Below are 21,066 nucleotides of genomic sequence, written 5' to 3'. Positions count from 1 at the left end.
TCACCTTAGCGAACCACCTATCCATGCTCCACCTTGGCACTGCCTTTGTGGAGCGCTTGTGTCCAGTCTCACGCGGCTCTGTGGCGCAGGGATCGCCTGCGCCGCAGAGCCGCGTTGGACTGGCTTCAGCAGCCGGCTAAGCAGCTGCCAGGATGTCTTCCACGTAGGCAACCAGGGTCCGGACGGTGCAGCCCGTGCCTTGCTTGTGGGTGTAGCCGTAGGGGCTGCCGTTGTTAAAGGACGGTCCTGCGATGTCAATGTGCGCCCAGGGGATCTGTTCGCCCGTCTTGTCCGTACCCACGAATTCGCGCAGGAACACGGCTGCGGTCATCATTCCGCCGTGGCGTTCGCCGATGTTGGCAAGGTCCGCCACCTGGGAGTCCAGGGTGGGACGCAGTTCCTCCGGCAGGGGCATGGGCCAGACCAGCTCGCCGGCACGGTCCGCCGCCGCTTTGAGCGCGCCCGTGACGCTGTCAGAGCCCATGACCCCGGCCGTGCGGTTGCCCAGTGCGATGAGCTGGGCTCCGGTGAGGGTGGCGACGTCGATGATGGCGTCCGGGTATTCGCGGCTCGCGGCGACGATGCCGTCCGCCATGACCAGGCGGCCTTCGGCGTCGGTATTGAGGACCTCCACTGTCTTGCCGCCGAACATGGTCAGGACGTCGGCAGGACGTGAGGCGCCGCCGCCGGGCATGTTTTCCGCGATGCAAAGCCAGGCGGTCGCCTTGACCGGCAGGCCCAGGCCGGCGAGGGCCAGGACAGTGTTAAGGACGACGGCGGCGCCCGCCATGTCGCTCTTCATGTCGCCCATGTTCAGGGCCGGCTTGAGCGAGATTCCGCCGGTGTCGAACGTGATGCCCTTGCCCACGAGCGCGATCTTGGCGGTGGCCTTGGCAGGGGAGTATTCCACCTTGACCAGACGCGGCTGCCGGGTGGACCCCTTGCCCACGCCCATGATGCCGCCGAAGCCTTCCCTTTCGAGGCGCTTTTCGTCCCAAACGGTGACCTTGACCGGCAGGCCCTTCGCGAGGTCCTTTGCGGCCTCCGCGAATGACTCCGGGTAGAGGTGGCTGGGCGGGGTGTTGACCAGGGACCGGGTGGCGTTCACGGCCTTGGCCACCAGGCCGGCACGCTTCAGCGCCGCCTCCAGCTCCGGAGTGCCGGCCAGTTCGGTGAAGATCACGGCGTTGCGGACGGGGTCCTTGAGCCCGTCCGTCGAGGAACGGAACTCGGTGAATGAGTAGGCGCCCAGCGCGGCACCCTCGGCGACGGCCGTGACGTCCTGCACCGTCGCCGTCGGGAACGCCAGGGTGACTGTAGCCACGCCGGCCAGCTGCCGGAGGGCCGATCCCGCTGCCCGGCGGAGCGATTCGGCCGGAAGCGGCCCGGTGGCCGGAACCTTGCCCACGCCGGCCAGGACCAGGATGCCGGCACCCGTTTCGGACAGGCCCGGCAGCCGCACCAGCTGGTCCGCGGCGCCCGTGACGCCGAGTGCCTTGAGAGAGTCCGCGAGGGCCTCCGCTGACTTCGCCGTCAGGGGGTTGTCCAACAGGACCGGCCCGTCGGTTCCCTGCCCCACCCCGATGACCACTGCATCACTGGGGTTCCTCTTAAGGTCCCGCGAGACGGTACTAAGGTTGACTTCAGTATTCTTGACCACAGGGATGAGTCCTCAATTCTCGAAACGTTCGGGCAGGGATGCATGTTGGGCGCTCTGCCATGGTGGCCCCGGATCCCGCCGTTCTGGATGGTCCCCGGGTACGTGCAGGCCCGCCTGGCAGGCCAGTTCCGATCGTAGCCCTTCGCCGGCGCGCCGGGAGAATTTCCTGAGAGGTGCGCCACACCGTCCGGCGGAATGTGCCGCGCCCCCGCTGCGTTATGAATGATGTCAACCCGCACCCTGAAAGGAACATGCCGTGCTTGAACGGATTTCCGGCTCCCTGCTGGACCCCGACGCGCTCTATGCCAGCAACATCGAGCTGTTCCACAGCCCCGAGCTCCAGGGACTGAACATGGTCATGGGTTTCACCGGGTTTGCCGACGCCGGCCACGTGGTAAAGCAGATCAACGCAGAGCTGCTGGACTCCCTCGATGCCCAGCCCGTCGCGGTCTTCGATGCCGACCAGCTGATCGACTACAGGTCCCGGCGGCCGCACCTGAGCTTCGTTGAAGACCACATCCAGGACTACCAGGAGCCCCGGCTGGCTCTCTACCGGCTGGTGGACGGACTGGGAAAGCCGTTCCTCCTCCTGGCCGGCTTCGAACCCGACCTGCAGTGGGAACGGTTCGCCCGCGCCGTGGTGAACATCGTGGAGAAGCTGGACGTCAACCTCGTTACGTGGATCCACTCCATCCCTATGCCCGTGCCGCACACCCGCCCCGTGGGCGTGACGGTGCACGGGAACCGGCCGGAGCTGATCGAGGGCATCTCGGTGTGGAAGCCCACCGTTGAAGTTCCCGCCGCCGTTGGGCACCTCCTGGAGCTGCGCCTCGTGGAAGCCGGACGCAACGTTGCCGGCTACGTGATCCATGTACCGCACTACCTTGCCGAGGCCGAGTACCCCACCGCCGCCGTCGCCGGGCTGGAATACCTTGGCGCCGCGACCTCCCTGATGCTGCCCACCGACCGGCTCCGTGAATCAGGCCGCGAAGTTAGCCGCCAGATCGCCGAGCAGATCGAGGGGTCGGAGGAAGTCCAGCAGGTGGTGTCCCGGCTTGAGACCCGGTACGACGAGAAGTCGGACGGCATCGTTCGCCGGTCGCTGTTGGCCAACGAAAACGATGAGCTTCCCGACGCGGACGACTTGGGTGCCGCCGTGGAGGCCTACCTGGCCAGGGAAAACCCGGGGCAGTAGCCCGGCGTCACAGCTTCAGGTTCGCGCCCGGGAGCCGGGCATAATGAAGTGGTGACTGCACCCCGCGCCTGGCTTATCTGGACCATTGGAATCTTCGGGTACCTGGTGGCCGTGGCACAGCGGACCTCGTTCGGCGTGGTGGGCCTGGAAGCCACGGAGCGCTTCCACGCCACGGCGTCGGCCATTTCCTTCTTCACCGTCCTGCAGCTGCTGGTCTACGCCGGACTCCAGATTCCCGTGGGCGTGCTGGTGGACAGGCTCGGTTCGCGCGTCATGATCGCCGGGGGCGCTGTCCTCATGGGGCTGGGACAGCTGCAGCTGGCGTTTGCCGAGAGTATTCCCGGGGGAGTCCTGGGCCGCGTCCTGGTGGGCGCCGGCGATGCGATGACCTTCATCTCGGTGATCCGGCTTATTCCGCTGTGGTTCGCCCCCGCGCGCGTCCCGCTCGTCACCCAGCTGACCGGCATGTCCGGCCAGCTGGGGCAGCTGTTCAGTGTCCTGCCCTTCGCGCTGGTGCTGCACCAGTCCGGCTGGACCCCTGCCTTCCTGATGCTGGCAGGGATGTCCGCACTCGCCGTCGTACTTGTCATCGTGCTGCTGCAGGATGCTCCCCCCGGCACCGAGCGGCCGGCCGCCCGGCAGGGCCTCAGGGCAACCGGTGCCTCGCTGGCCCGTGCGTGGCGGCAGCCCGGCACCCGGCTGGGGATGTGGAGCCATTTCACCATCCAGTTCAGCGGCACCGTGTTTGCCATGACCTGGGGTTATCCGTTCCTGATTTCGGGGCAGGGCCTGGATGCCGGCACCGTCGCCGCCCTGATGGCGCTGTATGTCGCCGCGGCCATGGCGGTGGGCCCCTTCATCGGGCGTTTCGTGTCGCGCCACCCCCTGCGCCGCTCCACCATGGTGCTGCTGATCGCCGCCGCCACCGCCGCAGCCTGGGCGGCGGTGCTGCTGCTGCCCGGACGGGCTCCGCTGTGGCTGTTGGCCGGCCTGGTGGTGGTACTCGCCATCGGCGGCCCCGGCTCGATGATCGGCTTCGACTTCGCCCGGACCTTCAACCCCGCGCACCGGATCGGCACCGCCACCGGGATCGTCAACGTTGGCGGCTTCATCGCTGCCCTGGTGTCCATCTTCCTCATCGGGCTGGTGCTCGACCTCCTCTACGCCACGGGGTTCTCGCAGGGGGTGCTGTATGGCCTGGATCCTTTCCGGCTGGCCCTGAGCGTCCAGTTCCTGCTCCTGGCGGTCGGCGCCGCGGCCATCGTGGCCTCGCGGCGGAAGGTTCGCCGGCAGATGGCCGCCCAGGGAATCGTGGTGCCGCCGCTGCGCAGCGCCCTGGCCCGGCAGCGGAGGGAAAGCCTGGCCCGCCGCCGCCAGCCGGCGCGGACGGACGACTGAGGCGTTTTCGTTCCTTCCTTTGCCACCGTTCCTTTTTTGTCACTGTTCCTCCACCGGGCCGTTTGCCCACATAGCTGAGCTTGCCCCTGCCCGCGGCAGTTCCGGCGGCGAAAGCTGGAGCCATGACAGCTCCAGAACGATTAACAATCCGCGGGCCGGAAGACATTCTTGGCTTCATTCCACACAGCCTGGGGTACTGGCCGGTTTCCAGCCTGGTGGCCATGACGCTGCACGGCACCAGGCTGGGCGCCACGCTGCGGCTTGACCTTCCGTCACCTGACGGGCAGGGCGATCCTTTCGGGTTTGCCGGCGCCGTCCGGCGCTACCTTGAGTCGGACCAGGATGCGGACGGCGCACTGCTGGCCGTCTTCACCTCTGACGCCGGAATGGTCCCGCCGAGCGCCTACGACCTCCTGATTTCCACAGTGCAGTGTTCCCTGGACCAAGCCGGGATGCCGGTCCGTGCTGCCTGGTTTGTGGGCGATGACTATTGGCGGGACGCCCTGTGCAGCGATGGTTCATGTTGCCCGCTTCCGGGGCGTCCGGTTCAGGAGATCCGGGACAGCATGCTGAATACGGAAATGGTCTACCGGGGGAGCAGCGTCGGCCCGGCACCAAGGGCCGGAAGCGCGCCGGAAGCGCCGGTGCCTGCCATGCACCTGGCCGCAGTCCTTGAAGCACAGGCCGGCTGGCAAGAGGAATTGGGAGGGCGGTCCCGAAGCCGTGCGCAGTTCAAGGCCGTGCTCGGCTTTTGGCAGATGCTGCTGGACCGCGGCTCGGCGGATGCCGGGTTGCCTGATATAGAGCGGGATGCCTTTCTTCGTGCCACGCTCCTGGTCCCCACGTGGCGGGACGCCGTGATGGTGATGGCCGCCGCGGGCACGAACGCTGCCGAAGCCGGCGCGGAACAGTTCAACGTCTTTGCGGAAGGTGATGACGGGGGCGGCGCCGACGGGTCCGTGGTGTTGCTGCCGCTGCTGCCGCCAGCCGAATTCCCCCTCCGGGCCTCGCCGTTGGGCAAACCGGGGACGGAAACGGCAGGAGGAAGGGCAGCTGCCCTTCGGCCGCCGCGCCGGGCCAAGGATGGGGCGGCCCGCTCTGGTTCCGTTCCAGCCGGCTACGGCGAGGTCCTTATGGGCGTTGCGCCCGACGTCCCCGACTGGGCAGGCTTGGAAACGCTGGACCGGGTCCTCGGGCAACTGGCTGTGCTGGGAGGTCAGGCTGCTGCCGCGGCGCTGACCATGCGCGGCTGGGTGGCGTGGTGCCGGGGCCGCGGTTCCTACGCTGCCGCCTACCTGGGGCAGGCCCTCGAGCTGGAGCCGGAATACAGGCTCGCGGAACTTCTGCTGGATCTCGTGGGCAGGGGAACGCTCTGTGGCTGGGCGGCGCGCAGGGAGGCCGCCTGGCAGAAGTTCGGGGAGGACCCCGCCGGGTGAAAGTGGGAGCTGTGAGGGGCTGCCCACCAGGGTAAGGAGCGTGATACGCCGGCCGGCGTGGGCAAGACCTTCGGCAAGTGGCGGGAACGGATTGCGGCGGGGAGGCCGGATCCGGGCAAATCATGAGACAATGGATGCCGAGACCCGGTTGGGTCCGTGTATCGAGTGCTTGTAACGGTCCCGCAAGGGAACAATACAGCCGCTTCGGGAGTTGTCTTAAGTGACTCTGCCGTCCGTGGTGGCGCTTGGTTTTCATCACGGACTTGACAGGGTCATAGTGGTGTTGCCCGTATGGTGATTCCACAGACCACCGCTAGAAAGGTTTTCTGTGACCCCGTCTTCCACGAAGAAGGATTCCGCCGCCCAGGATGTCTTGTCCCCTGAGGAGAAGCAGGCCGCGACCAATGCCAAGCGGGCAGCCACGCGGGCAGCCAACAAGGCTTCGGCCGGCGAAGCTGCGGCGGACGGCAAGCGCGAGCCCAAGAAACGTGGGCCCAAGCCCGGCGCCAAGGCCGCAGCAGCGGCTGGAAAGACCGCCGGTGACGTTGACGCGGACGAGGTCGAAGAAGTCGAGGAAGACATCGACGAGACCGCACTCGAAGTCGTTGAGGAAGATGCCGAAGCTGATCCCGTCAAGGGTGCCGCCGGCAGCGGCAAAGGCTTCGTCTACTCTGACGCAGACGATGACGACGCCCCCGTGCAGCAGGTCATGTCTGCCGGCGCTACGGCTGACCCCGTCAAGGACTACCTGAAGCAGATCGGTAAGGTGGCCCTGCTCAACGCCGAGCAGGAAGTCGATCTTGCGCTGCGGATCGAGGCCGGGCTCTTCGCCGAGGAAAAGATCGCCGCCGACGACGGGTCCATGGATCCGAAGTACAAGCGTGAACTCGAATTCATCATCCACGACGGCAAGCGCGCCAAGAACCACCTGCTGGAGGCAAACCTCCGCCTTGTGGTCTCACTGGCCAAGCGCTACACCGGCCGCGGCATGCTGTTCCTGGACCTGATCCAGGAAGGCAACCTGGGCCTGATCCGCGCCGTGGAGAAGTTCGATTACACCAAGGGCTTCAAGTTCTCCACCTACGCCACCTGGTGGATCCGGCAGGCCATCACCCGCGCCATGGCCGACCAGGCCCGTACCATCCGCATCCCGGTGCACATGGTTGAGGTCATCAACAAGCTGGCACGTGTCCAGCGCCAGATGCTGCAGGACCTGGGCCGCGAACCCACGCCTGAAGAACTGGCCCTGGAACTGGACATGACCCCCGAAAAGGTGGTCGAAGTCCAGAAGTACGGCCGCGAGCCCATTTCGCTGCACACCCCTCTGGGCGAGGACGGCGATTCCGAGTTCGGCGACCTGATCGAGGACTCCGAGGCCGTTGTCCCGGCTGACGCAGTCAGCTTTACGCTCCTGCAGGAGCAGCTGCACTCCGTGCTGGACACCCTTTCCGAACGCGAGGCCGGCGTCGTCGCCATGCGCTTCGGCCTGACCGACGGCCAGCCGAAGACTTTAGACGAAATCGGCAAGGTCTACGGCGTCACCCGCGAACGCATCCGCCAGATCGAATCGAAGACCATGTCCAAGCTCCGCCACCCCTCCAGGTCCCAGGTCCTGCGGGACTACCTGGACTAGGCCCGCACGAAAAGCAGGGGCCGTTCCGGACCCACCCTTGGGTGGCTCCGGAACGGCCCATGCTTTTTAGGTGCCGTTTTTCCCAGTGAGGCGCTGCGCCGTTAAACGCCTGCGGGGCCCTTCCGTGGTGGAAAGGCCCCGCAGGGTTCGTTGTTACCGATGCCTCATCTAGTCGATTTCCACGGCAGCTTTCTCGTGAAGCTTTCCCGTCTCATCGTGCCAGTCGGAGCTCAACGGCTTGAGCGTCGCCTCGACTGCACGGGCGTGGTGGCCGCAGAACAGCAGCTCACCGCCGGAGGACTCGAGTACAACCCGCACATATGCCTGGGCTCCGCAACGGTCGCACCGGTCGAGTGCGTTGAGCGTGCGGTCTGCCACTGCTGTTGTCATGTCGGCCTCCTTAGTAGATCAGTACATCTATATAACCAGCATTCGTATCCAAACCATCGCAAGGATGGGGCAAGTTCGCTGTGCGCGTATCCGCAAGCTTCCGTCAAGAATGGCCAAGTTCCGCCGGACACGGAGGTCCGTGGCGCGCCGCACAGCCGCCGGCGGGTGTGGCAGACGGCTCTCACCGCCGCCGCCGACTACTCTGGAAGGTGCGGTTCCAGCGCCGCAACGACGTCCCTGAAGGAGTTCACCACCAGTGGCACCAAGCTCTGAGTACACCGCCCGGCACCTCTCCGTCCTGGAAGGCCTCGAAGCCGTCCGCAAGCGCCCGGGCATGTACATCGGCTCAACCGACTCGCGCGGCCTCATGCACTGCCTCTGGGAAATCATCGACAATTCCGTGGATGAGGCCCTGGCCGGGTTCGGCCACGACATCCGCATCATCCTCCACGCCGACAACTCGGTGGAGATCCACGACGACGGCCGCGGCATCCCCATCGACAAGGAGCCCAAGACGGGACTCACCGGTGTCGAGGTGGTCTTCACCAAGCTGCACGCCGGCGGTAAGTTCGGCGGCGGCTCCTACACCGCCTCGGGCGGCCTGCACGGCGTGGGCGCCTCCGTGGTGAACGCCCTGTCCTCCCGCCTGGACGTGGAGGTGGACCGCGGCGGCAAGACCTACAAAATGTCCTTCCGGCGGGGTGAACCCGGACGCTTCACGGACACCGGGTCCCGCCTGGACCCGGCAGCGCCGTTCACCCCGTTCGTCAACGACTCCGTGCTGGACGTCGTTGGCAAGGCCAAACGCGGCGTCACCGGAACCCGGATCCGCTACTGGGCCGACCGGCAGATCTTCACCCCGGATGCCAAGTTCTCCTACGAGGACCTGGTGGCACGTGCCCGCCAGACCTCCTTCCTGGTGCCCGGACTCAAGCTCACGGTGCGGGACGAGCGCAGGCTGGCAGGGACCCCCGGCGAAGCGGGGCCGCATGAGGAGGTCTTCCACCACGACGGCGGCATCTCGGAGTTCGTCGAGTTCCTCGCCGCTGATCCTGCCGTCACCGACGTCTGGCGCCTGCACGGCTCGGGAAAATTCAAGGAGACCGTCCCGGTCCTTGACGACCGCGGACACAGCCAGTTGGCCGAGGTGGAGCGGGACTGCGAGGTGGACGTGGCGCTGCGCTGGGGCATCGGCTACGACAGCACCGTGCGCAGCTTCGTAAACATCATCTCCACCCCCAAGGGCGGGACGCACCAGTCGGGCTTCGAGCAGGCCCTGGTTAAGACCTTCCGCAAAGCGGTGGAGGCGAACGCTCGCAAGCTCAAGGCCGGCAACGACAAGATCGAAAAGGACGACATCTTTGCTGGCCTGACGGCGGTGCTGACCGTGCGGCTGGCGGAACCGCAGTTTGAGGGCCAGACCAAGGAGATCCTCGGCACCAGCGCCGTCCGGGCCATCGTAGCCCGGGTGGTGGAGAAGGAAATCTCCGCCAAGCTGTCCGCCAGCAACCGCAATGACAAGGCCCAGTCCGCGCTGTTGCTGGAAAAGATCGTCAGCGAGATGAAGTCGCGCATCTCGGCCCGCGTCCACAAGGAGACGCAGCGGCGCAAGAACGCGCTGGAAACTTCCTCGATGCCCACTAAGCTTGCTGACTGCCGGACGGACGACGTCGAGCGTTCCGAACTGTTCATTGTGGAAGGCGACTCCGCGCTGGGCACTGCCAAGCTGGCGCGTTCCTCCGACTTCCAGGCGCTGCTGCCCATCCGCGGCAAGATCCTGAACGTCCAGAAAGCGTCGGTGGGGGACATGCTGTCCAACGCCGAGTGCGCGGCCCTCATCCAGGTGGTGGGCGCAGGCTCCGGCCGCAGCTTCGACATCAGCGCCGCCCGGTACGGCAAGGTGATCCTCATGACGGACGCCGACGTGGACGGCGCCCACATCCGGACCCTGCTGCTGACCCTGTTCTTCCGGTACATGCGCCCCATGATCCTGGAGGGAAGGGTATTCGCAGCGGTGCCGCCGCTGCACCGCGTGGAGGTCATCAACGCCGGCCAGAAGGCCAACGAGATGATCTACACCTACTCCGAGGCGGAACTCCACGTGCTCCTGGCCCGCCTGGCCAAGGAGGGCAAGCGGTACAAGGAACCGATCCAGCGGTACAAGGGCCTGGGGGAGATGGACGCCGAGCAGCTGGCGGAGACCACCATGGACCCGCGGCACCGCACGCTGCGCAAAGTCGGGATCGAAAACGCGCAGCAGGCGGAGGAGATCTTCGACCTGCTGATGGGCTCGGATGTGTCACCCCGCAAGGACTTCATCATCGCCGGAGCGTCCAGCCTGGACCGGGAGCGCATCGACGCCTGACCGCGGTGGGTCAGCCGAGCAGTCCGGGAACCACCAGCAATGCGGTCGGCAGGGCGAGCAGCAGGGCACTGCCGGCCATGACCGCGCTGCGGACGGCGACAGGAAGCGGCGGCTGGGGCGTCAGGAGGCGGCTGACCCGCGAAGCTGCGGTACGGACGGCGTCCGAGCCGGATCCGCCTGATGCCGCTTCAAGCCCGGACAGGGCCAGGGTGGGAGAGGAAGGCCGGACATCACCGGCGCCGGCACCCCCCGCTGAGCCACTTGCCACGATGGCGATGGCCTTAATGAGGGTGGTTTTGCTCTCGGTCCGCAGGGCCACATCGTCGGCCAGCATCTCGATCAGCGAGTTCACGGATTCCTGGGCCAGCCGTGTGGTGGGCAGCCACGGCAGGGCCTGCCGCCAGGCGGCGAAGGCCCAGAGCAAAAGGTGGTGCCGCTGGTTCAAATGGGCGTTCTCGTGGATCAGGACGGCCCGGAGTTCTGCCGGTTCAAGGGCTGCCATCAGGCCGTCCGACAGGACTGTCACGGAACGGGCGCCGCCCGGAAGGCAGTAGGCCACCGGTGAGTCATGGCTGATGACCAGGGTGCCGGCGTCCTGGCTGGAAGGTGACGCGAGCAGCGCGAGCAGTTCGCGGTGGCGGCGGCGCTGGCGCTGGATTTTGTAGTACGTCAGCAGCAGCGTAAAGACCAGGTGGGCCGTGAGCAGGGCGGCAGCGGACAGCGCGAAGATGTGCCAGAAGCCAAGTGCCGTGGTGGGGGCGTTGAAAAGCACCATTCCGGCGAGGGCGCGCAGCCCCGCGATGAGGTTGTCACCAACAGGCTCCAGGCCGTAGACCAGCATGGCACCGATCATGGACAGTCCACCTGCCAGCGCGATGGCCTGCCACAGGAGCATTGCCGTGAACGGCGACCTGGCGGGCCAATGTGCCCGTGACAGGAGGATCGGCACCGGCCAGGCCAGGATGATCGCAAGGACCGCCAGCAGGTATGAGGCCCAGAACATGGTCTGCTAGAGGTGGCCCAGCAGTTTGCGCAGCGTTTCGGCTTCACCTTCGGACACAGACCCAATGAAGCGGGCCAGGACGGCCTCGCGGTCCGGCGCTGAGCCGAGGACCTCATGCATCAGTTCCGCGGTGTGGTCCGCACGGCTCGACACAGCCTGGTAGCGGTGCGGGCGGGTTCCGCGTTCGCGTTCCACCAGCCCTTTCTTCTCCAGGCGGGAGAGGACCGTGAGCACCGTGGTAACGGCCAGTTCCTTGCCCTCGTGCCCGGTACCGCCCTGTGCCGCCGACGTGCGCGCCAACTGGTCCCTCAGGGTATTGGCCGTAGCCGCTTCCTGGCCCCCCCAGAGCAGATCCATCACTGCCCGTTCCAGTTCACCAAGACTAGCCATGTCATTTTTCCTTTATTTCCCCGCACCGTGCGCCCGGAGGGGCGCGGTGACGTCACGCGGTTGTTCAACTACACAACTAAATTTACCCCGAAACCAGCAAACCTTCTACATCGGGTAGAACATCTGGCGCGCCGCGCCCCGACGCGCCATCCTAGGGAGGGGGAGTGGTTTTCGTCCGCCATCGAGGATGTTCTACACTTTGTAGAAGTTGGAGTTCTACAAAGCGTAGAAGACTGCATTGGCTAACAGTAGGGACCGCCATGGACGCCTTGGAAATTGCACGCTGGCAATTTGGTATCACCACCGTCTACCACTTCATGATGGTGCCGCTGACCATCGGCCTCGGCCTCGTGGTGGCCGTCATCCAGACCGCCTGGTACCGCACCGGCAAGCCCGAGTACCTGCGCATGACCAAGTTCTGGGGAAAGTTGTTCCTCATCAACTTCATTATGGGCGTGGCCACCGGCATTGTGCAGGAGTTCCAGTTCGGGATGGCCTGGAGCGAGTACAGCCGCTTCGTGGGGGATGTCTTCGGGGCGCCCCTGGCCCTTGAGGCCCTCCTGGCCTTCTTTGTCGAGTCGACGTTCCTGGGCCTGTGGATCTTCGGCTGGAAGCAGCTCAAGCCCGCCATCCACCTTGCCTGCCTGTGGGTGGCGGTCATCGGCTCGGCGCTTTCCGCTTACTTCATCATCGTCGCCAACAGCTGGATGCAGCACCCGGTGGGGGTGGAAATGATCAACGGCCGGCCGGTGATGACCGACGCCTGGGCCGTCTTCACCAACAACACAGCGCTCGTGGCCGTCCCGCACACCCTGTTCGGCGCCCTCGCCGTGGCAGGCGGCTTCCTCCTGGGAATCGCCTGGTACCACCTTTGGCGGAGGAGGCACGATGGCGTGGATACGGTGGGTGCCGACGGCCGGGTCATCCCCGGGGAAGACGCCCGCATCCCGGGGCGCGACCTTGCCGACCACAACGTGTGGATCCGGTCCCTGCGCATCGGCGCCGTCGTCGCCATGATTTCGTTCGCCGGCACCGCGGTCACCGGCGACCTGCAGGGCAAGCTGATGTTCCAGCAGCAGCCCATGAAGATGGCCGCCGCCGAGGCCGCCTGCCACGACGGCACCGGCTTCTCCGTCCTGAGCGTCGGAAACGTGGGATCCAAGAACTGCGACGACGTGGTGGCCGTGATCGAAGTCCCGGGCATCCTGTCCTTCCTGGCCAAGGGCGACTTCACCACCGAGGTCAAGGGCGTCAACAGCCTGCTGCCCGAATACAAGGCCAACTACGGAACCCACCTGCCGGACAACCCCATCTACGGTGAGCGCGCCGGCCAGGAGATCCAGTACGTGCCCGTCATGGAGGTCACCTACTGGGGATTCCGGATGATGATCGGCTTCGGCGGCCTCGCCGCCCTGGCGGCACTGGTGGCGCTCTGGCTCACCCGCAAGGGGACAGTGCCGGAATCCCGCTGGCTCATGCGCCTGGCAGTCTTCGGCATCCTGGCCCCCTTCGGCGCCAACGCCGCAGGCTGGATCTTCACCGAGATGGGCCGCCAGCCCTTCGTCGTGGCGCCCAACCCCGATCCCAGCGGCATCGACCAGGTGTTCATGTTCACCGCCGCCGCGGTATCCCCGGGCGTCTCCGCGGGGGAGCTGATCACGTCGCTGGTTGCCCTGACCGCCGTGTACGCGGTCCTGCTGGTGGTGGAAGTGAAACTGCTGGTCAAGTACATCCGCGGCGGCGTCGTGTCCGCAATGCCGGAACTTGGCTCAGCACCGGCTGACGAGAACGAGGACCAAACCCCCGGCCCCGGCGGCAACGGGGAATCCAAAACTGCCGACGACGTCCTGGCCTTCGCCTACTAGCAGAGGAAACACACAATGGAACTGCTTCCCACCATATGGTTCATCGCCATCGCGGTGCTGTGGACCGGCTACCTCTTCCTGGAGGGCTTCGACCTGGGCGTCGGCATGCTGATGAAGCTCTTCGCCCGCAACAACACCGAACGCCGCGTGCTGCTGAACACCATCGGACCCGTATGGGACGGCAACGAAGTGTGGCTGCTGACCGCCGGAGGCGCCACCTTCGCCGCCTTCCCCCTCTGGTACGCCTCGCTGTTCTCCGCGCTCTACCTTCCCCTGCTGGTGGTCCTGCTGGCCCTGATCTTCCGTGCAGTCGCGTTCGAGTACCGCGGCAAGGTGGACACGGACAGCTGGCGGAACCGGTGGGACTGGGCCATCGCACTGGGTTCCTTCTTCGCGGCCTTCGGTGTGGGCGCCGCCCTGGCCCTGACCACCACCGGCCTGCCGCTGAACGCCAACGGCGACCGCGAAGGCGGTCCCATGGCCTGGTTCAGCGGCTACGCCCTGCTGGGCGGGGTCGCGGTGGTGGGGTTCGCACTGCTCCACGCCCTGGCCTTCCTGGCCCTCAAGACCGACGGCGAGGTCCGGCACCGTGCCCGCCAGTGGTTCGTGCGGCTCCTGCCGGTCCTGCTCCTGCCCATCGCGGCATGGGCCCTTGCCGTCCAGTTCATGGATGGCAAGCCGTGGACCTGGGCTGCCGTGGTCCTGGCCGTTGGCGCTGCCGCCACCGCCTGGCTGCTGGCCCGGAACGGATCCGAAGGCAGGGCATTCCTGGCCCTGGGCGCCTTCCTGGTCCTGGGCACCGCCTCCATCTTCGGGGCCGTGTTTCCGGTGGTACTTCCCTCCACGCTGGACAGCGCCTTTGACCTCACCATTTCCAACGCCTCATCCTCGGACTACACCCTGGGGCTGATGAGCATCGTGGCCGCCTTTGGCCTTCCCCTGGTGATTGCCTACCAGGCCTGGACCTACTGGGTGTTCCGCCGGCGCGTCAGCGCGGCGCACATCCCGGAAGCCCACAGCTTCCTCCCGGCGGTGGCGGCCAAGGCCTTCACCACCAAGGGCTGACATGCGGCCGTCCTTCCCCGCCGGTCCGGCAACCCGGTCCGCAATCTACTGGCTGGGACTGCTGGCTGCGCTCAAGGCCCTCTCCCTGGTCCTCATCGGGCAGGCGGTGGCCTCCGTCCTTGCCGGACTGGTCGGCGGGAACCCTGCCTGGGCGCAGCAGATCGCGGCCGGGCTCGCCGGCGTCGTCCTCCGGTCCCTGACGGTCTGGGGGCAGGCCGTCGCCGCCCGCCGCGCAGCACTGGGCGTCAAGGAAGAGCTTCGCGCCGAACTGCTGGAGCGGGCCCTGCGCAGCGGGGTGCGCGGGACCGGCCCCGGCGACGGTGGCCTGGCGGTATTGGCGACCCGCGGCCTGGACGCCCTGGACAGCTACTACACCCAGTTCCTTCCGGCGCTGGTCAACTGCGCCGCCGTTCCGCTGTTACTGGGAGCCCGGATCCTCTTTGCGGACTGGGTCAGCGCACTGGTCATCGTGCTGACCGTGCCGCTGATCCCGGTGTTCATGGTCCTGATCGGCCGGTACACCGAGGACAACGTGCGGCAGGCCCAGGCCTCCCTGGCGCGGCTGTCTGCGCACATGCTCGAGCTCGCCAAGGGCCTCCCGGTCCTCGTCGGGCTGGGCCGGGCCACGGCGCAGCGCAAGGCGCTGGAGGAGATCTCGGAGGAATACCGCTCGCGCACTATGGGCACCCTGCGGACGGCGTTCCTGTCCGCCCTGGCCCTGGAACTCATCGCCACCATCTCCGTGGCGGTCGTGGCCGTCTTCATCGGCGTCCGGCTGGTCCACGGCGACATGCCGCTGGAGGCGGGCCTCCTGGCGCTCCTCCTGGCGCCGGACTGCTACCTCCCGCTGCGGGAACTCGGCACCGCCCACCACGCCAGCGACGATGGCAGGGTGGCGCTCGCCGAAACGGCCGCCGTGACCGGTGCCCCCGAGCCAACACCGCTGGCCGCGGCCAAGGCCGGCAGGCCGGGCGCCCCCCTGGAGGTCACCGCACTCACCGTGACCTATGCAGGGAGGTCAGGAGCCGCCGTCGGCCCCCTCACCTTCACCGCGCCGCAGGACAGGATCACCGCCCTTGACGGCCCCAGCGGCGCCGGCAAGAGCACCGTCCTGGGCGTCCTCGCCGGCACCATCGGCCACGGCGGCGGAACGGGCGGTACCGGGACCAGCAGCACAGGGACAAGCGGCACTGGGACCAGCATCACCGGATCCATCAGCGGCCTGGACCGCGGTGCCGTGGCCTGGGTGCCGCAGCACCCGGTCATGGTGGCCGCAACCGTCCTGGACGAGGTGCTGTTGTACCTTTCGCCGGACTCCGCCCACGGCCTGGACCGGTTCACAGCCGAAGCTGCTGCCCGCCGCTGCCTGGAACGGGCAGGAGCGGGCCACCTGGCCGGCAAGCACCCGGCGGAGCTGAGCCCGGGCGAGCTGCGCCGGGTTGCCCTGGCCCGCGGCCTGGCCAGGATCGACGCCGGTGCCACCCTGCTGCTGCTCGACGAGCCCACCGCCCACCTGGACGACGCCTCGGCACTCATCGTCGAGAACACGATCCGCCGGCTCCGCGGCCAGGTCACCGTGATCCTGGTGGCCCACAACCAGCGCACCCGCCAGCTGGCGGACCTGCTGGTGCCCGTGCTGCCGGCGGACCCGACGCCGGCAGCGGTGCACCACGGCAGCGTTGACGGCATCCTGCCGGCAGCACCCGCCCCGGCAAACAGCCCGGCATCCGCAGACGTGCCCGGCGCATCGGAGCCAGCCGCCACGGCAATCGCGGTGCACGGGGACGGAAAGTCCGGCGGAGACACCCGTAAGGCCAGGGCCGGCGTTGCCCGGTCCGCTCCTAGCGCCGGCCGGCTTCTCGCAGCGCTCCTGGCGCCGGTCCGGGGCAAGTTCGCTGCTGCGGCGTTCGTCGGCACCCTGGCGGCCGTCTTCGCCATCGCGCTTTCCGGCCTTTCCGGCTGGCTCATCATCCGTGCCAGTGAGCAGCCGCCCATCCTCTACCTCCTGACGGCCATCGTCGGCGTCCGCTTCTTCGGCATTGGCCGCGCGGTGTTCCGTTACTGGGAACGGCTGCTGCTGCATGATGCCGTGTTCGCAGCCCTCACCCGCCTCCGCGGCCGGCTGTGGGAATCCCTGAGCCGCAGGGCACTGTCACTGCGCCGGCTCCTGCAGGGCGGCAACGTGCTGGGTACGGTGATCGACGACGTCGACACCGTCCGCGACCTCCTGCCGCGCGTGGTCCTGCCGCCCGTCACGGCATTTGCGGTCTCCATCCTGGCCGTGGCCGCGACGGGCGTCCTGGTCCCGGCCGCCCTTCCGGCCGTGGTGGGCGCTGCCATCAGCGGCCTGCTGCTGGCGCCCGCCGCCGCCCTGTGGGGAGACCGGAAGTCCGCCAGCGCCGAGCAGTCCCTGCGCTCCGGCGTCCTGCGCCGCGTCTCCGCTGCCCTCGATGCCCGGGCCGAACTGCACGCCAACGGCGTGGCGCCCCGCGTGCTCGACGCGCTGCTGGCGGAGGACCGGGAGGCCACCCGCGCGTCCCAGCGCTCCGCATGGGCCGACGGCCTGGGACACGCCGTTGCCACCGCCGCCTGCGGTGCTGCCGCCCTGGCCGCCGCGTTGCTCGCGGGCCCGGAGGTCCTGGAAACCCGGGTGGCGCCCGCCACGGCAGCGGTCATCGTCCTGCTGGTCCTCGCGCTGGTGGAACCGTATGCAGCCATGACGACGGCGGTGCGACAGTACCCCGCGCTCCGTGCCGTCCTGCGCCGCGTGGGGGAGTCCGGGGCCCTTGAGGGAGGCGGCGCAACGACCGACGGCCTGCATCCCGTTCCCCCCAGGACAGGCGGGGCCCCAGGCGTCGAACTGGTGGACCTGGCAGCAGCCTGGCCGGGAGGCTCTCCGGTGTTTGCAGGAGTGAACGCCGCGGCAGCCCCCGGGCGCTGGCTGGCGGTCACGGGGCCCTCAGGCTCCGGCAAGTCCACCCTGCTCTCGGTCCTGCTGGGTTTCCTGCCGCCCGCCGCAGGCCAGGTGAAGGTGACCGGCCGGGCGGCGTGGTGCCCCCAGGAGGCCCACCTCTTCGACTCCACCATCAGGGGGAACCTGCTGCTGGGACGGCCGGCAGCAAAGGGCGCACCGCCGGCGGCGGACCACGAGCTGGAGGCCGTCCTGGCCGCCGTCGGACTTTCCGGGCTGGTGGGCCGGCTGCCGGCCGGGCTGGACACCCGGATCGGGCCCGGCGGTGCCTTCCTGAGCGGCGGCGAGCGCCAGCGCCTGGCGGTGGCGCGGACACTGCTGACCGGCGCGGAAGTGATCCTGCTGGATGAGCCCACCGCGCACCTGGACGCGGAGTCTGCGGCAGCCATGCTCGCGGACCTGCGTTCCGGCCTGCGGGACCGCACGGTGGTGCTGGTCACCCATAACCCGGCCGACATCCTGGCCGGTGACGGACGCCTCGACCTCCCGGCATTCGCCGCAAGGGGCCGGGCGCCGCTGGCGCGTTCGCGCTGAAGCCCGGGAGGGACCCGGGAAGCGTACTCCTAGCCGTCGACGTCGTGCAGGTGATGGACGACGTCGTGCAGGAAGTATTGGGAGAGTGTGAGGACGGTGAACTCCGAGCCGTTGCTCCGCAGCCCCCTGCGTCCCCAGTCCTCTTCCGGGACCCCGGCGAAGGACTCGGCGGCCTCATGCCCTTCTGCGGCCAGCTCGGGTCCCACCTCTGATGGGTCGGCGTTGGCGTAGTCCTTCTCGATGGCTGTCCGGTCCTGGTCCCAGTCCGCGAAGCGGGCGCCGTCCTCCGCCAGCATCAGGTTCAGCCGCTGGACGAACAGGGTGAAGACGTCCCTCACGTGGCACGCGTACTCCAGTGCCGACCACGTCTGGTCGTCGCGGCGCTCCGCCGCGTCCGACCGGCGGAGGACGGCCAGCCACCGGGGAATCATGCTTTCGATGCTCCCTGGAACCGTTGCCGGGGTGGCGGAGGAGGCATCGAAATTGCATTCCGGGCAGGGGCGGGACAGGACCCAGGTCCAGTCTTTTTCATCAGGAACGATAGGCATGGGAGCAGTCTAAGCGGTGCGGTTGGCGCAGCTGCGCTACAAGCTACGCCGCCGCGTCAGTCCTCCGCTGAAGAAGCGTCCGGCCAGGCCATGGCCGGGCCCACCGCTTCGACGGCCTGGGAGAGCGGTACGCCGGAGCCGTCACGCCGGCCGTGTTCCTGCGGCAGCGACCGTGCCACCCCGGCGGCGGATGAAGCCTTCGCCGGGCCGTGCCCTGCCCAGGCGAGCAGCAGCATGTCCTCGCCCCTGAGGAACCGGTGTGACCTGACACCCGCGGTGGCGCGTCCCTTTGCGGGATACTCGGAAAGCGCCGTGACCTTGGCCGTGCCCGGGGCCGTGCCGGGGAGGGCACCGTTGGTGCCGGCGATGGTGACCACGACGGCGGACCCGTCATTGGGCTGTACGGCGCCGAAGAAAATGGCCTGGTCACCCGCGGCGAGTTTGATCCCGGCCATGCCGCCGGCGGTACGCCCCTGGGGACGGACGGCGGAGGCGGGGAACTTCAGCAGCTGGGCCTCCCGGGTGAGGAACACCAGTTCGGCGTCGTCAGCGCCGGCCGGAGCCACGCCCACCACGGAGTCCTTGTCCTTGAGGGTGATGACTTCCCAGTCTTCGCGGTTCAGCGGGTAGTCCGGCTGGACACGCTTGACCACGCCCTGTGCCGTGCCGACGGCCAGGACTTCATCCAGGCGAACGAACGCCACCAGCGACTCGCCCTTCACCAGCGTGAGGAAGTCCTTGGCTGGAACGCCGCCGGCCAGGTTGGGCAGCCCGGCCATGGGCGCAAGCACCGGCATGTCCATGACCTGGAGCCGGAGCATGCGGCCCAGCGAGGTGACGGCCGCGATCTCGCCGCGCGCGGACGTCTTCACCACCGAGGTGTAGACGTCATGTTTGCTGCGCGGACCTGCCTCGGCGAGGGGCTCCTGGTTGCTGGTGCGGGCCACCTGCCCGGAGGCGGTGAGGATGGCCCAGCAGGGGTCGTCGGCGATTTCCAGTGACAGCGGAGCGGCTTTGCCCTTCCTGGCCCCGGCAATTTCGGCGGCCACGGTGGGGGCCACGGCCTCGGATTCCAGCAGGACCGTCCGCCGCGGGGTGCCGTGTTCCTCGGCGATGGCGGCGAGTTCGTCGGAGACGACGGTGCGCAGCAGCTCCTCGGAGTCCAGGATGGCCTGCAGCTCGGCGATTTCGCGGCGCAGCTCGTCCTGCTCCTTCTCCAGCTCGATCCGGGAGTACTTGGTCAGCTGGCGCAGGCGCAGCTCCAGGATGTAGTTGGCCTGGATCTCGGTGAGGTCGTAGATGGACATCAGCCGCTCACGGGCGGCGGCGGCCTCGTCGGAGGACCGGATGATCTGGATGACCTCGTCGATGTCCACGATGGCGATGAGGAGGCCCTCCACCAGGTGCAGCCGGTCCTTCTTCTTTCCCAGCCGGAACACGGTGCGGCGGCGGACCACGTTGATGCGGTGGTTGACGTAGACGGACAGCAGGTCCACCAGGCCCAGCGTCTGCGGCTGGCCGTCCACCAGGGTGACGTTGTTGATGCCGAAGGAGTCCTCCATCGGCGTGTACCGGTACAGCTGCTGCAGCACGGCGTTCGGGTTGAAGCCGTTCTTGAGCTCGATCACCAGCCGCAGCCCGTGCTTGCGGTCGGTCAGGTCCACGATGTCGCTGATGCCGGTCAGCTTCTTGGCGTTGACCGCGTCCTTGATCTTCTCGATCACCTTTTCCGGGCCCACCATGTACGGCAGTTCGGTGACCACCAGGCCGGTGCGGCGCGCGGAGAGCTGTTCGATTTCCACCTTGGCGCGGGTCTTGAAGGATCCGCGGCCGGTGGCGTACGCATCCCGGATGCCGTCCAGGCCCACGATCCGGCCGCCGCTGGGCAGGTCCGGTCCCGGGACGAACCGCATGAGGTCATCCAGGGTGGCGTCCGGGTTGGCGATCAGGTGCCGGGCCGCGGAGATGACCTCCACCAGGTTGTGCGGGGCCATGTTGGTGGCCATGCCGACGGCGATGCCCGTGGCGCCGTTGACCAGCAGGTTGGGGAAGGCTGCAGGAAGGACGTCCGGCTGGGTGAGCTGGTTGTCGTAGTTGGGGACGAAGTCCACCACGTCTTCGTCGAGGTGGTTGGTGAGCGTGAGGGCGGCCGCCGCCAGCCGGGCCTCGGTGTACCGCGGCGCTGCCGGGCCGTCGTCGAGCGAGCCGAAGTTGCCGTGTCCGTCGATGAGCGGAAGGCGCAGCGAAAAGTCCTGCGCCATGCGCACCATGGCGTCGTAAATGGCGGCGTCGCCGTGCGGGTGCAGCTTGCCCATGACCTCGCCCACCACACGGGCGCTCTTGACGTGGCCGCGGTCCGGGCGCAGGCCCATGTCGCTCATCATGTAGAGGATGCGGCGCTGTACCGGCTTGAGCCCGTCACGGGCGTCGGGGAGCGCACGCGAGTAGATCACCGAGTACGCGTACTCCAGGAACGATCCCTGCATCTCGGAGGTGACATCGATATCGACGATGTTCTCCGTGTAGTTCTCGTCGGGGATCGGGGCTGGACTTTGGCGGCGGGCCATGGGGTTTGGTGAATCCTTCTGGGTTTACAGCGCAGCCGTTGGGGTG

At 67.7% G+C, this 21,066-nt stretch carries 14 protein-coding genes; 8 read left to right on the top strand and 6 right to left on the bottom strand.

All coding sequences use genetic code 11. The annotated features are described in order from the left end of the window. Positions 1 to 136 precede the first annotated feature (136 nt). Positions 137 to 1,660 (bottom strand): leucyl aminopeptidase, encoded by a 1,524-nt coding sequence (locus QF031_RS12015; RefSeq protein ID WP_307428178.1) that lies wholly within the window; start codon positions 1,658 to 1,660, stop codon positions 137 to 139. A gap of 256 nt (positions 1,661 to 1,916) precedes the next feature. Between QF031_RS12015 and QF031_RS12010 the strand changes: the two genes are divergently transcribed. The 4 genes from QF031_RS12010 (at position 1,917) to QF031_RS11995 (ending at position 7,322) form a co-directional block, all read left to right on the top strand. Continuing rightward, positions 1,917 to 2,855, top strand: a complete 939-nt coding sequence (locus tag QF031_RS12010; protein WP_307428175.1) for a proteasome assembly chaperone family protein — start codon at positions 1,917 to 1,919, stop codon at positions 2,853 to 2,855. A gap of 51 nt (positions 2,856 to 2,906) precedes the next feature. Next, positions 2,907 to 4,253, top strand: coding sequence for an MFS transporter (locus QF031_RS12005; RefSeq protein WP_307428173.1), 1,347 nt, complete (start codon positions 2,907 to 2,909; stop codon positions 4,251 to 4,253). 122 nt (positions 4,254 to 4,375) lie between these two features. After that, positions 4,376 to 5,689: a DUF4192 family protein gene (locus tag QF031_RS12000; protein ID WP_307428170.1), complete on the top strand. Its 1,314-nt coding sequence runs from the start codon at positions 4,376 to 4,378 to the stop codon at positions 5,687 to 5,689. Between the two features lie 328 nt (positions 5,690 to 6,017). Then, positions 6,018 to 7,322, top strand: coding sequence for an RNA polymerase sigma factor (locus QF031_RS11995; protein WP_307428167.1), 1,305 nt, complete (start codon positions 6,018 to 6,020; stop codon positions 7,320 to 7,322). 168 nt (positions 7,323 to 7,490) lie between these two features. Here QF031_RS11995 and QF031_RS11990 read toward each other — a convergent pair whose 3' ends face one another. Beyond that, positions 7,491 to 7,712: a DUF7455 domain-containing protein gene (locus QF031_RS11990; RefSeq protein ID WP_013600696.1), complete on the bottom strand. Its 222-nt coding sequence runs from the start codon at positions 7,710 to 7,712 to the stop codon at positions 7,491 to 7,493. A 256-nt stretch (positions 7,713 to 7,968) separates the two neighbouring features. Here QF031_RS11990 and QF031_RS11985 point away from each other — a divergent pair, with 256 nt between their 5' ends. After that, positions 7,969 to 10,077, top strand: coding sequence for a DNA gyrase/topoisomerase IV subunit B (locus tag QF031_RS11985; RefSeq protein ID WP_307428164.1), 2,109 nt, complete (start codon positions 7,969 to 7,971; stop codon positions 10,075 to 10,077). Between the two features lie 10 nt (positions 10,078 to 10,087). On the opposite strand, the gene QF031_RS11980 is transcribed toward QF031_RS11985, so the two are convergent. Together QF031_RS11980 and QF031_RS11975 are read right to left on the bottom strand one after the other, a co-directional pair. Then, positions 10,088 to 11,080, bottom strand: coding sequence for a M56 family metallopeptidase (locus QF031_RS11980; RefSeq protein WP_307428162.1), 993 nt, complete (start codon positions 11,078 to 11,080; stop codon positions 10,088 to 10,090). Positions 11,081 to 11,086: 6 nt separating this feature from the next. Beyond that, positions 11,087 to 11,470, bottom strand: a complete 384-nt coding sequence (locus QF031_RS11975; protein ID WP_307428159.1) for a BlaI/MecI/CopY family transcriptional regulator — start codon at positions 11,468 to 11,470, stop codon at positions 11,087 to 11,089. A 260-nt stretch (positions 11,471 to 11,730) separates the two neighbouring features. Between QF031_RS11975 and QF031_RS11970 the strand changes: the two genes are divergently transcribed. Genes QF031_RS11970 through cydD form a run of 3 tightly spaced genes read left to right on the top strand, consistent with a single transcriptional unit; the run spans position 11,731 to position 17,905 of the window. Further along, positions 11,731 to 13,335, top strand: coding sequence for a cytochrome ubiquinol oxidase subunit I (locus QF031_RS11970; RefSeq protein WP_307428156.1), 1,605 nt, complete (start codon positions 11,731 to 11,733; stop codon positions 13,333 to 13,335). Between the two features lie 15 nt (positions 13,336 to 13,350). After that, on the top strand, positions 13,351 to 14,400 hold the full coding sequence (cydB, locus tag QF031_RS11965) for a cytochrome d ubiquinol oxidase subunit II (protein ID WP_307428153.1): 1,050 nt from the start codon (positions 13,351 to 13,353) through the stop codon (positions 14,398 to 14,400). Position 14,401: 1 nt separating this feature from the next. Further along, entirely contained in the window at positions 14,402 to 17,905 is a 3,504-nt protein-coding gene (cydD, locus tag QF031_RS11960) for a thiol reductant ABC exporter subunit CydD (RefSeq protein WP_307428150.1), read from the top strand. A gap of 29 nt (positions 17,906 to 17,934) precedes the next feature. Here cydD and QF031_RS11955 read toward each other — a convergent pair whose 3' ends face one another. Next, the gene (locus tag QF031_RS11955) at positions 17,935 to 18,453 is read right to left on the bottom strand and encodes a DinB family protein (RefSeq protein WP_307428148.1); all 519 of its coding nucleotides are present in this window, start codon (positions 18,451 to 18,453) and stop codon (positions 17,935 to 17,937) included. A 56-nt stretch (positions 18,454 to 18,509) separates the two neighbouring features. After that, positions 18,510 to 21,020 (bottom strand): DNA gyrase/topoisomerase IV subunit A, encoded by a 2,511-nt coding sequence (locus QF031_RS11950; RefSeq protein WP_307428146.1) that lies wholly within the window; start codon positions 21,018 to 21,020, stop codon positions 18,510 to 18,512. Positions 21,021 to 21,066: the final 46 nt, after the last annotated feature.

The sequence above is a fragment of the Pseudarthrobacter defluvii genome (assembly GCF_030816725.1).
GTDB lineage: Bacteria > Actinomycetota > Actinomycetes > Actinomycetales > Micrococcaceae > Arthrobacter > Arthrobacter defluvii_A.
The sequence above is the reverse complement of the archived record's forward strand: the minus strand, read 5'-3'. Positions and strand labels throughout refer to the sequence as shown.